Source organism: Vibrio misgurnus, assembly GCF_029635775.1.
Lineage (GTDB): Bacteria > Pseudomonadota > Gammaproteobacteria > Enterobacterales > Vibrionaceae > Vibrio > Vibrio chanodichtyis.
The window spans coordinates 1,863,970-1,877,325 of the sequence record NZ_CP113241.1; the positions used below are offsets into that span (position 1 = coordinate 1,863,970).

The window sequence follows — 13,356 nt, forward strand, 5'->3', positions numbered from 1 at the left end:
TGAGCAACTTAGCGCCGCAAGGTTTAGCGCGCGGACCTAAGAGGCTTCAAGAGATCTAAGAGGCTTCAAGAGACGGAAGGTTAAACATGTTTGAGCAAACTCAGTCGATTATGCCCTGCGATGCAACGATAACTGACGTGATCCATCATGCTAAAAATCAGCTTCAAACCAATACCGCTTTCTGGCCAAGTCATTTGCTCATCAGGATCCAGCTCAGAAAGCGTCGCTCCCGCTTCGAGTGCTTGTAAAACGGCTGCTGGTATTGGTTTCCCTGTATCACAAAGCTCGATGGTTAGCTCACCATCGCGGTAACAGAACGTCACCCCGACCCACTGTTGAGGGTCATAATTAACGCCATGTCGCACGATATTGCTGAACGCCTCACAAGCGGCGAGTTCAAGCTGATACACCACCGCCGGATCGAGTTTAAGCCAAGCGATAAATTGCCCCAGCGCCTGACTCAGGTGCTCTAAATTATCGAGTGAGGCCGATAACTGAAGCGTTGTTGTGTTGAGTTTTTCCATCATTTTTCACCGAACAAGCGGAAAAATCAGCCAATCAGCATTTTTAAAGCGTCGTGACGATTGTCCTTAATCGAAAAAATACGATCCATTCTGGTCAACTTAAACAGATTTAAAATATTGCTATTCAATGAACACAACACTAAATCACCTTTACCATTTAAACTTTTGAGGATCGAAACCAATGCGCCAAGGCAGCTACTATCAATAAAATCAACGTGGCTAAAATCCAGCAGCAGATGGTGGTTATTTGGTCCTATCACATCAAGCACTTGCTGCTTAAAAGCGACAGCAACTGAAGCATCCAACCGACGAACCACTGGAACGACAATTTCAACCCCCTTTTCACTGTACATCTCAAAATTCATAATCATCCTCAATCCTGTTTAGTGAAACTAGGCAATACGCTCGATTGCGACTAGCGAAATATCATCCTTAAAAAGCTGTGGATATTGGCTATGCTCCACCCTCAGCGGCTGACACCAATTCGCTAATACCTCTTCAACAAACTGAAAAATTTTAGTTTTTTCTTTATTGCGTAAATCACACATGAGGGCGTGTAAACGATCTTCCCCATACAATTCACCAGCATTATTCTCACATTCGCTGATACCATCGCTATACAGATAAAGTTGATCTCCCTTTTGCAGGCAAAAATGACAACTTTGGTATTGGGATTCAGCAAATAACCCGACCGGTACTCCGCCTTCCCCAACTAATATCAACTCCCCTTGCTGGCGTACAATAAAAGGCGTCGGATGACCAGCCTGACACAAACACCCCTGCCCTGTACGAGTATCAATCAGCCCATAAATCAAGGTGAAATAACTGGCAACATCCTCATTATCGAGACAAAAGCGTTGATTCAATGCTGCTACAACCTCGTGTGGCGGCACTATCTGCCCTTCAATAATTAATAACCGTCCACTCAAGCGGCCAGATAAAAACTCACGCGCCACCGCCAATGACTGCATTGCCGCACTCACGCCATGCCCTGCAACATCAACACTGTAAAAAGCCATATGGTGCTGATCGAGCATAAAATAGTTCAATAAATCGCCCGAAAGATAGGCAGATGGTAAAAACATCCAACTGGCTTCATAGCCTCGGCTGGTCAATTTTTTGCTTGGTAACAAACTGTGCTGCAGACGTGCCGCAGCTTGTAGATCTTGTTCAATCTGTTGATAAGCGCTACTCAAACGTTGATTACGTACCGCTAATTTGTGTTCTAGCTGTAAAATACGTTCAGCGACATGCAGCCGAGCATGCAGTGAATCTTGCACAACCGGCTTGGACAAAAAATCGTCCGCACCGGCTTCTAAACCCAGCACCATATCGCTCGTGGCCTGTCTTGCGGTGATCAAGATAATGTAAATATAGTGGCCATAATCGGTTAAACGAATTTGACGACACAACTCACAGCCATCCATGCCCTCCATTTCCCAATCACTTAATACGATATTAATTTTATGCTCACTGAGTTTAAGCAGCGCATCCTGCCCATCTTCCGCTTGTAACACACGGTAGCCCCACTGACTCAAAATATTCGCCAGTAGAAACCGATAACTTTTCGAATCATCCACCACCAGAAGCGTAAGCTCAGGAAGCAATTCAGTGCTGTCTATCATCGTCACGGCTCATCCATCTTAAAAAGGTAGTGTCCAACTTAGATTAATTGTTCCCTGCCGAAAATTGGTACTAGAACTGGCTCGCCACGGGTAACGCGCACCGGAATAATTGTCGTAGCGCAATGAGACCGCCCCGGGTAGGTAGCTAGAAACATAGCCAAAGCTGTAGGTGTAATCACTATCCCAAGGCTGTTGCTGTTGATCATCCAGATAGTAAAAAGTGGAAACGCGCAAAAAATAGTGTTGCAGTAAGGTGTAGCCACAACTGGCCAGTAGCTGATTTTTATTGCGCAGCAAACCGTTGTCGGCCAGAGAATAAAAGCGCGCCACATAGCTATAACCGACTTGGCAAATCAAGTTATCCTTTTGATTAAGCAGCAGATAGGGTTCAATACTAGCAGGCAGCGAAAATTTATAGGCTAAGGTCCATTTGCCTTGATCAAAATAGGTATGTTGATCGCCTTTGGCCGGATAAAAATAGTTACTGCTACCGTAATTGCCATAGACCAAACTGAACGTGCCGGGATGCCAATCATCGTAGCCAAAGCTGTACACAAAATTGGTACTGTATTTACTGGCATCCTGAATTGGCGTTCCCAGCGTGATATTGGCAAAAAAATAGCTCAGCGGTGAATATTGCATACTTAATAAAGCGCGCTGGTTATAGCGTTGATGAGTGACCGAGCTCTCTTCACCCGTCGGTACTCTAACGCCAGTTTTCTCCAGCGTAGTGCTATAACTTAATGCCGCAGAAAACGATGATTCACTACCCGAAAACAAACGCTGCCAAGGGTTAGTAAACACGTTAACCGCAGGAGGGTTAGGCGTCACAACCTCCTCAGCCTGTACCCAACTTGCAACCAGACAAAGCAAAATACCAACCCACACCACAATTCTCATTGTAATAATCCATTCCCTCAAGTGGTTACCACACCTTAAACCATACAGTGATAGCCAATTTTTCCAGCTCTACACTACGTTTTTATTCAAGTGTAGACGCTGATTATCCGGTTATGGTTTTTTATCCGTTTACTGTGTGGTTTGCCTACTGGCACTAAATCCAACATGCCAAATTTGCCAGCCCGCGAGGCGATAACCCCCTTGGTCAGATCCAGCGCCGCTCCAGCATTAACCAACACCTACTTACAATTAACCAAGCCAGCAATCAGCAACAGGCTTGAGTCAAACGGCTTGATTCGTATACTGGGCGCTCAATAAATAGGAAATGTGTCGTATGAAATCCAACCAAAGCTTATTGAGTAATGTGCTGCTCAACATTGTGATCCCGGTGCTTATTTTGAGCAAAATGAGTGGCGAAGATAGCCTCGGCCCAACTTGGGCACTGGTGGCCGCATTAGCCTTCCCACTGTTGTTTGGCTTGTTTAGCTTTGTGCAAGAGCGCAAAGTCAATTTTTACTCGGCGCTTGGCATGATCAGTGTGTTGCTGACCGGAGGCATTGGTCTGCTACAACTGGATCCTGCCTATGTGGCAATTAAAGAAGCGGCCATTCCAGGGCTGATTTTCGTGATTTTGGTGGTGAGTAACCTGCTTGGCTATCCGTTGGTGCGCAAAATGCTGCTCAATGAAGATATTGTTGATCACGATAAACTGCACAGCGCGTTAAACTCGCCAGAAAAACAGGCGCAATTTGAGCGACGAGTGAATATCAGCTCATATCTGATTGCCTGCTCATTTTTTGTTTCTGCGGTGCTCAACTATGGCTTAGCCAAGTGGATTGTCAAAAGCCCAGCCGGCAGCGAAGCGTTCAATGAAGAGATCGGTAAAATGACCGCGCTAAGCTTTCCGGTGATTTCACTGCCAGTGACAATATTAATGATGGGCGCGCTGTTTTATCTGTTTCGCAGCCTTGCCAGCATCACTGGACATAAAATCGAAGATTTTTTGCGTAGTAAGTAATGACTTACTTCATGCTACATGATCAAAAAAGGGCTCAACGGAGCCCTTTGCTTTTATCGCCAATATTATTCGCCAGCGAAATGTTACTCGCCAGCGAACTGCGCCACCATATCACGCGCGACGGCTTCCGCCACTTTAATCCCATCAATCCCGGCCGATAAAATTCCGCCGGCGTAACCCGCACCTTCACCAGCTGGGTAAAAGCCTTTGAGATTAATGCTTTGGAAATCTTTGCCACGCTTGATGCATACGGGGGAAGAGGTACGAGTTTCCACTCCGGTCAATAAACCATCTTCAGAGGCAAAGCCTTTAATTTGGCTATCAAACGCTGGAATAGCTTCACGGATCGCTTCGATTGCAAACGCAGGCAGCGCTTGCGAAAGATCGGTCAGCTTAATGCCCGGAGTGAAAGAAGGCTGCACATCGCCCAATTCACTTGGGTTACGCCCCTGCAGGAAATCACCGATTTTCTGCGCCGGCGCATCGTAAGTTTCACCGCCAAGTTTATAGGCATTGGCTTCCAATTCACGTTGCAGACGGATCCCTGCCAGCGGATCACCTGGGTAATCTTGCTCTGGTGAAATCCCCACCACAATCGCACTGTTGGCGTTACGCTCAGCGCGTGAATATTGGCTCATGCCGTTGGTCACTACGCGGCCCTCTTCCGAAGTCGCCGCTACCACTGTGCCACCCGGACACATGCAGAAGCTGTATACGGTGCGGCCATTTTTACAGTGATGAACCAGCTTGTAATCCGCCGCACCCAAAATTGGGTGGCCAGCACTTGGGCCAAACCGCGCTTCATCAATCATCGATTGTTTATGCTCAATCCGGAAACCGACCGAGAACGGCTTGGCTTCCATATACACACCGCGTTGGTGCAGCATTTCAAAGGTATCACGCGCACTGTGGCCAACCGCAAGAACAACGTAACGAGATTTGATCTCTTCACCATTGGACAGTGTCACTCCGGTAATTTGGCCATCTTGCAGATGCAGATCATCCACTCGGGTGCTAAAACGAATTTCACCGCCCAGTTCAAGGATTTTCGCACGCATTTTTTCAATCATGGTCACCAGTTTAAAGGTACCGATATGCGGCTTGCTGACATAGAGAATTTCTTCTGGCGCACCGGCGTCAACGAATTCAGTGATCACTTTGCGGCCGTAAAAATTCGGATCTTTGACTTGGCTGTAGAGTTTTCCATCCGAAAAAGTGCCAGCCCCGCCTTCACCAAACTGCACATTCGATTCTGGATTCAAAGTCCGCTTGCGCCAAAAACCGAAGGTGTCTTTGGTGCGCTCACGCACTTCTTTACCGCGCTCAACGATGATCGGCTTAAAGCCCATTTGCGCCAACACTAAACCCGCAAACAGACCACAAGGACCAAAGCCAATCACCAGTGGGCGCTCGGTCAAATTGTCAGGCGCGCTGGCGACAAATTTATACGCCATATCCGGCGTTGGGCGCACCTGCTGATCCTTACTGAACTTAGCGAGCAATGCTTCTGGGTTTTCCACGACCACATCCACGGTGTAAATCAGTTGAATGTCACTTTTTTTCCGAGCATCGTAGCTACGTCTAAACAAATTAAAAGAGAGCACTTGCTGCGCAGGAATTTTCAACTTGGCCGCAATGGCATCAAGCAGTGCGCCTTGCTCATGGTCGAGCGGCAGCTTAAGTTCAGTTAAACGTATCATCGGATATCTCGTCGGTCATAGGTGTCTTAGCCTCACCACCACGGTGGCGGCTCACAATGGCGCGCATTTTACGAGAATTCGCTTTCTCTGTCATATGAAAAGCTTGGTCATATGAAAAGCTCGCTTCAAACAGCAAAGCGGGAGCATCGCAACCGCTTGGGTTGAATTTTCGCGGCAGCACAGTATCATCGCGATCCTTGATTTTTGTGTACACTTGGCGTGTGCGAAACGGCTAATGAGAGAGTGAACTGTTATGGCTTTTGTCGTCACCGATAACTGTATTCAATGTAAATACACCGACTGTGTGGCGGTGTGCCCCGCCGATGCGTTCCATGAAGGGCCAAATTTTATGGTGATCAACCCGATCGAGTGCATCGATTGTGGATTGTGTGTGCCGGAATGTACCGCGCAAGCGATTGTTCAGGAAGACGAATTGGTCGGCGAGCAACGGATTTTTATCCAGCTCAACGCTGAGCTGGCAGAACATTGGCCCAATCTCACTGAAGTCAAACCAGCGATGGCAGAGGCGGTCAAATGGGATGGCGTACCCAACAAATTGGATATGCTGGAAAAATAAAAAACCGCCGCGATTTTGAGCGTGCTATACCTCGAAGCCTTGAAGCCTTGAAGCCTTGAAGCCAGAAGTATTGAACCTAACGCCTTGAAATAAAAAACCTAGAGATAAAAAAAGCGTCGCGAAGCGACGCTTTTTTTGCAATCCGATAAGTAAACGCCGATCAAGGATGTAAGCGGCGAATGTTATCAATAATGATCCCAGTCGCCATGGCGACATTCAGCGACTCCGCGCCGCCAAACGCCGGAATAGTGATTTTATCCGTCACATACTGCGCAGCTTGCTCACGAATGCCGTGAGATTCACTACCCATCAATACAATGCCTTGCGCTTGAAAAGCGGTTTGGTGCACGCTCCCCCCTTGCAAAAAGGCACCGTACACGGGCAAATTGGCCTTAGCTAAATAGTCGGGGAGATCGACTTGGCTCACTTGTACGCGAGCAAAACTGCCCATCGTGGCGCTGATGGTTTTCGGGTTATACGGATCCGCACAATCTTGGCTGGCAATGATATGCGAAATGCCATACCAATCCGCCACGCGAATAATGGTGCCGAGGTTGCCAGGGTCGGAAACGCCATCTAACGCGATCATTAAACCTTGTGGTTTAGGCACTTCGATACGTGGGATCGCCACCACAGCAATCGCCGCGTTGTTGCTAACCAAAGTGCTGGCTTTGGTTAAATCATCCAAAGCCGCTTCAATGCACTCGAAACCCACTAAGGCTTGCGCATGCTCGGCGAGAAACTCAGCGGTGGCAAAAATGTGTTGCACGTTAAGCGTGCTGTGGGTCAGCTCTAGGACGTTTTTCTCGCCCTGAACCAGAAATAAGCCATGCGCTTTGCGCTGTTTCTTCTGCCCTAAAGCGCGAAGCAATTTGAGTTGGGTTTTCGAAATCATAATGCTGTCCGAGATAAATGCCGGCGAATTATAGTGCAAAGCCTCGGTCAGCTAAAGGGGCGCGTCATCAAACCGCCACCCACGCGGTTAGGCAAACCAGACATCAATCCTGTTGGCCGCCCTCTCAGCTCACTAGCGAATATTGCGAAAAATTGTACGGTCTAACCCTAACGGTTCGCCCAGCCAGCGAATGTTGTGCGCTTGGTGATCATCCGCATCATCGCCTGATACTGGATGAATAAGCACACTCAATGGGCCACGCTGAGCATCGAGCCACTCGATAAGCTGCTGCTGGTTATCACGAAAATGCAGTTCAAACATCGGTTTTAAATGTGGCCCAACACGACGTGGCACTAAGCCAAATACCACCAATACATCACGACGCTCGGCTGCGATTTGCTGACGAAAACGTTCAGCGATGAGGATTTGTTCGGCGTCAAAATAAACATGAGCATGGTACATAACCACTCCTTATCGGGAAACAGGATAACGGATTCAGCATAGCGCGAAGAGGCGGACAGTATTAGCCGACAAATTTGCACAACAAGGTTGATCAATTCGAACAACCACCCAGCCTGTACATTTTGTGCTCATCATCACGCATCGGCGCTTTGCTACACAAACTGGTTCTCCCGAGCCGGATCACAAGGTTAGTATAATAAATGCACAATCACTGATTAACATGGAAAAGAGTTATGCAGTCATTCGTTGATTTTATAAATGGAATTATTTGGAGCCCAGCACTGATTTACCTGTGTCTTGGCGCGGGTTTGTTTTATTCGATCCTGACCCGTTTTGTACAGGTTCGCCACTTATTCGAAATGTGGCGTCTACTGCTCAATAATAAACAGTCCGCTAAAGGAATTTCTTCCTTTCAAGCGCTGGCCGTATCGCTCTCTGGCCGAGTCGGTACTGGTAATATTGCCGGAGTGGCAGCCGCGATTGGCTTTGGTGGCCCTGGCGCAGTCTTTTGGATGTGGATGGTGGCATTCTTTGGTGCCGCTACCGCCTATGCAGAATCAACGCTGGCGCAAATTTATAAAGAAGAAGATAACGGTGAGTTTCGCGGCGGCCCAGCCTATTACATCGAAAAAGCGATGGGACAAAAATGGTACGCTTGGATTTTTGCAATAGCCACCATCATCGCTTGTGGCGTGCTACTGCCGGGTGTGCAGTCCAATAGCATTGGTAATGCCGTAGAATCGGCGTTTGGCTCCGGCCCGATGATTGAAACTGCCATCGGCACGTTTAGCTTTGCCAAAATTTTTACCGGTACCGTGATTTCAATTCTGCTCGGATTCATCATTTTTGGTGGGGTTAAGCGGATCGCCAGTTTTACGCAAATCGTGGTGCCGTTTATGGCCCTCGCCTATCTGATCACCGCCTTTGTGATTATTCTGCTCAATATTGGTGAAGTACCACGCATTATTGGCCTGATTATTAGCGATGCTTTCTCACCAATGGCTGGTGTCGGTGCCGCCATCGGTTGGGGGGTAAAACGTGGCGTTTATTCCAATGAAGCCGGTCAAGGCACTGGACCACACGCAGCGGCGGCGGCTAACGTGCAGCATCCTGCCCAGCAAGGTTTAGTGCAATCTTTTTCGATTTATATCGATACCTTGATGGTGTGCTCAGCCACCGCATTTATGATTTTGATCACTGGGGCTTACAATGTGCATGGCGCAACAGAAAGCTTATTTATAGTACAAAATCTACCAGTCGATGTGATTGCCAGCAGCCCAGCCTTTACTCAAATCGCCGTCAACAGTGCACTACCCGGGATCGGCAAACCTTTCGTGGCCTTTGCGCTGTTTTTCTTCGCCTTCACCACTATTTTGGCTTACTACTATATTGCGGAAACCAACGTGGCTTACATTCGCCGCACGTTTAAAGTCAATGGCTTGATGTTCGTGCTGAAACTGGCCCTAATGGCCGCGGTGTTCTACGGTACGGTGCGCACCGCTAACTTAGCATGGGCACTGGGTGATGTCGGAGTTGGCTTGATGGCTTGGCTGAATATTATTGGCATTATCATCATCTTTTTTATGGCCAAGCCGACGATGGCCGCGTTGAAAGATTATGAACAGCAGCAACAACAAGGTGTCACTGAGTTTATTTTTAACCCGCTCAAGCTGGGTATCCAAGGAGCCACTTACTGGGAAGATCGCTATCTGCGCAAAACAGGCAAAGCCGCCAAAGCTAAGCCGCAAGAGACCGCAAAGATTGACTCTTAACACTCAATTTAATCACCATCAGCGAGCTTGTTGATTTTAGACGTATAAAAAAGGTTAGCCATTGGCTAACCTTTCTGCGTTACCGATCAACGGAGACTCAGCAATTATGCTTGTTGCACAGGCTGAATGCGTTTTTGACCGACTGGTAACACGATGCGGCCGTATTCATTATTCAGCACTTGCGCCATCGCAAAGTAGATTGCGCTGGCACCACAGAAGATACCTTCGAAACCGGCAATAGTACCGATCAGTTCACTGCCAGTGAAATCGCGCGCAGCTAGTAGAGCAAACAGAATGGTCAGAGAACCAAACACCACTTGCTTGGCGGTTGGGTAGCACAGTGAACCAATAAACATAAAGCCAGTAAAAATGCCCCACAGTGCTAAGTACCAACCCATAAAAGGAGCTGGGCTAGCAGGCAAGCCCATGTGTGGCATCACAAGCAACCCAACGAGAGTCAGCCAAAATAGCCCATAAGAAGTAAATGCTGTGGTACCGAAGGTGTCACCACGTTTAAAGCACATGATGCCGACAATAACCTGACTCAGACCGCCGTAAAAAATACCCATCGCGAGGATCATCGAATCGATAGGGAAAAAACCTGCATTATGGATATTGAGCAGAATGGTGGTCATACCGAAACCCATCAGGCCAAGAGGGGCTGGGTTGGCTAACTTAGTTGACATGTGAACTTACCTTCAGAGTGTGAATTCAAAAATGTGTATAAAAATTACGCGCGGATTTTAATTAACCAGCCAACAAAAGAAAAAAGATCTTATTGGAAACTTAGATTGAGGAAACAGTTAGTTACATTATGGCTAACCATGACCAAGCCAAAAACAAAAAAAGTCCGCAATTACGCGGACTTAAGGTTGATTTGGTGCCTGTTAATGCCAGACCTTTCTTAAAGGAGGATTATTCCCACTCGAATATCAACGCGCAGAAAATCCACCTAAATAACAGCTATTTAGAAAGGCGAGCTTTCTCGATACCATCATTTATACCATGCACAGAATTTTTTTGATTTTTTGCGGCTCGTCGACGTTTTAGTTCGGCTTTGCCCCAAGCGGAGGATTCTTGCATATCGCGACGAAGCTCTTGTATCTCTTCAACACTAAGCCGTCGTGGACCCGAGGTAATTCTATCCATCTTGTGCCTCCAACTTGTCGCAGTACATTTTAAAACGCATCAAAACATGAGTGTCACATTCCGTCCGGCTCTTTCATCAGGGTTATGTTGATGGCTCGCTTCAGAGTGGCTTAATTTGGCTCAGGATCTGCTTGAGTCTACCGACTTGTCCATCGAACAAATCGTGGCCAAAATAGGCTCTAGTTCAGTGCTCATCTTCCGAGATAAGTTCAAAGAGCGTGATTCAGTGACACCGAACCAGTGGAGGAAAACATTTCATCAACACGTTTAGATCTTTGATATAAGTGGTCATCAAACGGGTCGATAATCACCCATTAATTGCCACCTTCTCTTTAATCCATTGCGAAAATGCACTAAATCGGGGGCGGATTTCATGCCCTTTAGGGCAGATCAAATCATAGCCGAACCCTGAAGGAACACGTTCAAATGGAGCGATGAGTTCCCCGCTATCTAGGTAAGGCTTTATCAAATGGTAACGGCCCATTGCTATTCCCATCGATTGTCTTGCTGCCACCATAGTCAACTCTTCATGATTAAACACGTATTTACGTTGTAGCAAGTCGGTATCCCGTCCCGTTTGCTTTAACCAGTGCTGCCATTCCGCTAGCGGCGATAAAAACTCTAACGATTCGGTACAGTGCAGAAAACACACCTCATGTAACCGGCTATCATCATCTAGCAAGCCCAACCTTGCTGCATACTCTGGTGTACAAACGGGTAACAGGTACTCATCAAAGAGACGATAATGATAGAAGTCGGCATGCGTGTTGTCCCCATAATAAATGGCGAGGTCAACAGGCTGATTTTGAAAGTCTAATTTGCTGGCTTTAACCCGAATTTTGACATCAAGATGAGGATACAGACTTTGAAACTCTGAAAAGCGCGGAACAAGCCATGATTGAGCAAACGTTGGAGCCACACCAAGATATAACTCACCACGCAGTTCATTGAAGCGAATATCTTCAATTTCTGCGAACACATTATCGAGTGAGTATGTCAGTGTCGTCAGGATACGCTTACCTTCTTCAGTGAGCTCCAGCTTACGAGTTAACCGAATAAACAGCTTGAATCCCAACTCTTCTTCTAGCTTTTTTATTCGTTGACTGACAGCCCCTTGTGTCAGGCATAACTCTTCTGCGGCCAAAGTAAAGCTCAGAAACTTAGCCACCACACTGAAGGTATACAGATGAGTAAGTAGATTTTGTTTATGTTCCATATTATGACATGCATTACTCTGACTAATGTATAATGACGATTATTTAGTTTGTCACTGTTTGAATATCATTGTGAAATTAACACATCTTATTCAAACGAGGAAACTGAAATGGACAAACAATTGAAGATCGCGGTTATCGGTGGCGGTTCAAGCTACACTCCAGAGTTAATTGAAGGCTTACTAAAACGTAAAAACGAACTGCCTATCGGTGAGCTGTGGTTAGTGGATATCGAAGATGGCCGGGAAAAGGTTAATATCATTGCGGACTTAGCGCGCCGTATGATCCAAAAAGAAGGTCTGAACATTGATGTGCACGTTACTTTGGATCGACGCCCTGCGCTGGACAATGCCGATTTCGTCTGCTCACAGTTTCGTGCAGGTTGTTTGGAAGGCCGTATTCGGGATGAACGTATCTCACTCAAATATGGCATGATTGGCCAGGAAACTAACGGGCTAGGTGGCTTTGCGAATGCATGTCGCACCATCCCAATCACGTTAGAAATCTGCAGGGATATGGAAGAGTTGTGCCCTGATGCATGGTTGCTGAACTTCACCAACCCATCTGGCATGGTTACAGAAGCAGTACTCAAACATACCAAGGTTAAAGCTGTCGGACTGTGTAATGTACCGGTCATCATGCAAAAAGGCGTCGCACAAATGCTGAACGCTAAGGAGGATGATTTCATCATGCAGGTAGCCGGATTGAATCACTTCATCTGGGCGCGTCAGATACTTCATGAAGGCCAGGACAAACTCGGTTACGTGATGAACGAAATTCTCAACGGTGACGACCCTTTAGTTCCTGCCAACATTCCACCATTTAAGTGGCCTAAAGACTTGCTACAAGAGATGGGAATGATTCCGTGTGCGTACCTGCGTTACTACTACACCAGTGACGATATTATGAAGCAGGAGCAAGAAGAAGCTGATGGTGAAGGCACGCGAGGTGAAGTTGTTAAAGCGATGGAAAAACGCCTGTTCGACATCTACAAAAATCCAGAACTAGCAGAAAAGCCAAAAGAACTAGAAAAACGCGGTGGTCAATACTATTCAGAAGCCGCCTGTGAACTTATGGCTTCAATCCACAACGATAAACGCACAATCATGCACGTGAACACGCGTAACAATGGCGCGATTAGTGGCTTACCTGATGATTGCGCGGTAGAAGTCAGTTCAATGATCACAAAAAATGGTCCGCTTCCTCTCAATGTGGCGCCATTCCCAAGTGACACTCTACGTCTGATTCAGTTAATGAAAGAATTTGAAACCTTAACCGTTGAAGCGGCTGTCACCGGAAATCTTGTTGCTGCTAAACGTGGCCTGATATTGAACCCTATTGTCAACACGGGAACTGTGCTGGACGAGGCTTTGAAAGAGACAGTGAAAGAGAATCTGGACTATATGCCTCAGTTTTGTTGGATGTTCGATGCTTCTAAGAACACTCATTGAGTAAATGAGTAATTACGGGTAGGCTCCCTCTGACTACAATCAGGGCTACCCGTTTTAGTCATTTACAAT

General features: G+C 46.9%; 14 protein-coding genes. 4 read left to right on the forward strand and 10 right to left on the reverse strand.

Going from position 1 to position 13,356, the window contains the following annotated elements; translation table 11 throughout:
- Window positions 1–80: 80 nt before the first annotated feature.
- Genes OOK74_RS08550 through OOK74_RS08565 form a run of 4 tightly spaced genes read right to left on the reverse strand, consistent with a single transcriptional unit; the run spans window position 81 to window position 3,049 of the window.
- Window positions 81–527 carry an ATP-binding protein gene (locus tag OOK74_RS08550; protein ID WP_278182608.1) on the reverse strand — a complete coding sequence of 149 codons (447 nt, stop codon included), beginning with the start codon at window positions 525–527 and terminating at the stop codon, window positions 81–83.
- Between the two features lie 23 nt (window positions 528–550).
- The gene (locus OOK74_RS08555) at window positions 551–895 is read right to left on the reverse strand and encodes an STAS domain-containing protein (RefSeq protein ID WP_274722949.1); all 345 of its coding nucleotides are present in this window, start codon (window positions 893–895) and stop codon (window positions 551–553) included.
- A gap of 21 nt (window positions 896–916) precedes the next feature.
- A complete protein-coding gene (locus OOK74_RS08560; protein WP_274722948.1) occupies window positions 917–2,149 on the reverse strand; it encodes a PP2C family protein-serine/threonine phosphatase in 1,233 nt (410 codons plus the stop codon).
- 18 nt (window positions 2,150–2,167) lie between these two features.
- A complete protein-coding gene (locus tag OOK74_RS08565) occupies window positions 2,168–3,049 on the reverse strand; it encodes a hypothetical protein (RefSeq protein WP_278182609.1) in 882 nt (293 codons plus the stop codon).
- Between the two features lie 334 nt (window positions 3,050–3,383).
- Between OOK74_RS08565 and OOK74_RS08570 the strand changes: the two genes are divergently transcribed.
- Window positions 3,384–4,067, forward strand: coding sequence for a VC0807 family protein (locus OOK74_RS08570; protein ID WP_166014513.1), 684 nt, complete (start codon window positions 3,384–3,386; stop codon window positions 4,065–4,067).
- Window positions 4,068–4,150: 83 nt separating this feature from the next.
- Here the strand turns inward: OOK74_RS08570 and OOK74_RS08575 are convergent, their stop codons facing one another.
- The gene (locus tag OOK74_RS08575; RefSeq protein WP_274722946.1) at window positions 4,151–5,767 is read right to left on the reverse strand and encodes an NAD(P)/FAD-dependent oxidoreductase; all 1,617 of its coding nucleotides are present in this window, start codon (window positions 5,765–5,767) and stop codon (window positions 4,151–4,153) included.
- Between the two features lie 253 nt (window positions 5,768–6,020).
- Here OOK74_RS08575 and fdxA point away from each other — a divergent pair, with 253 nt between their 5' ends.
- On the forward strand, window positions 6,021–6,344 hold the full coding sequence (gene fdxA, locus OOK74_RS08580) for a ferredoxin FdxA (RefSeq protein WP_278182610.1): 324 nt from the start codon (window positions 6,021–6,023) through the stop codon (window positions 6,342–6,344).
- Between the two features lie 160 nt (window positions 6,345–6,504).
- Here fdxA and OOK74_RS08585 read toward each other — a convergent pair whose 3' ends face one another.
- Together OOK74_RS08585 and OOK74_RS08590 are read right to left on the reverse strand one after the other, a co-directional pair.
- Window positions 6,505–7,239 (reverse strand): RNA methyltransferase, encoded by a 735-nt coding sequence (locus OOK74_RS08585; RefSeq protein WP_278182611.1) that lies wholly within the window; start codon window positions 7,237–7,239, stop codon window positions 6,505–6,507.
- A 132-nt stretch (window positions 7,240–7,371) separates the two neighbouring features.
- Window positions 7,372–7,701 (reverse strand): DOPA 4,5-dioxygenase family protein, encoded by a 330-nt coding sequence (locus tag OOK74_RS08590; protein WP_274722943.1) that lies wholly within the window; start codon window positions 7,699–7,701, stop codon window positions 7,372–7,374.
- 233 nt (window positions 7,702–7,934) lie between these two features.
- Here OOK74_RS08590 and OOK74_RS08595 point away from each other — a divergent pair, with 233 nt between their 5' ends.
- Entirely contained in the window at window positions 7,935–9,473 is a 1,539-nt protein-coding gene (locus tag OOK74_RS08595) for an alanine/glycine:cation symporter family protein (protein WP_278182612.1), read from the forward strand.
- Between the two features lie 104 nt (window positions 9,474–9,577).
- On the opposite strand, the gene OOK74_RS08600 is transcribed toward OOK74_RS08595, so the two are convergent.
- The 3 genes from OOK74_RS08600 to OOK74_RS08610 form a co-directional block, all read right to left on the reverse strand.
- The gene (locus OOK74_RS08600; RefSeq protein WP_274722941.1) at window positions 9,578–10,159 is read right to left on the reverse strand and encodes an acetate uptake transporter; all 582 of its coding nucleotides are present in this window, start codon (window positions 10,157–10,159) and stop codon (window positions 9,578–9,580) included.
- Between the two features lie 277 nt (window positions 10,160–10,436).
- The gene (locus OOK74_RS08605; RefSeq protein WP_278182613.1) at window positions 10,437–10,622 is read right to left on the reverse strand and encodes a hypothetical protein; all 186 of its coding nucleotides are present in this window, start codon (window positions 10,620–10,622) and stop codon (window positions 10,437–10,439) included.
- Between the two features lie 307 nt (window positions 10,623–10,929).
- Window positions 10,930–11,838, reverse strand: a complete 909-nt coding sequence (locus OOK74_RS08610; RefSeq protein WP_274722939.1) for a LysR substrate-binding domain-containing protein — start codon at window positions 11,836–11,838, stop codon at window positions 10,930–10,932.
- Window positions 11,839–11,946: 108 nt separating this feature from the next.
- Here OOK74_RS08610 and OOK74_RS08615 point away from each other — a divergent pair, with 108 nt between their 5' ends.
- The gene (locus OOK74_RS08615; protein ID WP_274722938.1) at window positions 11,947–13,287 is read left to right on the forward strand and encodes a 6-phospho-beta-glucosidase; all 1,341 of its coding nucleotides are present in this window, start codon (window positions 11,947–11,949) and stop codon (window positions 13,285–13,287) included.
- Window positions 13,288–13,356 lie beyond the last annotated feature (69 nt).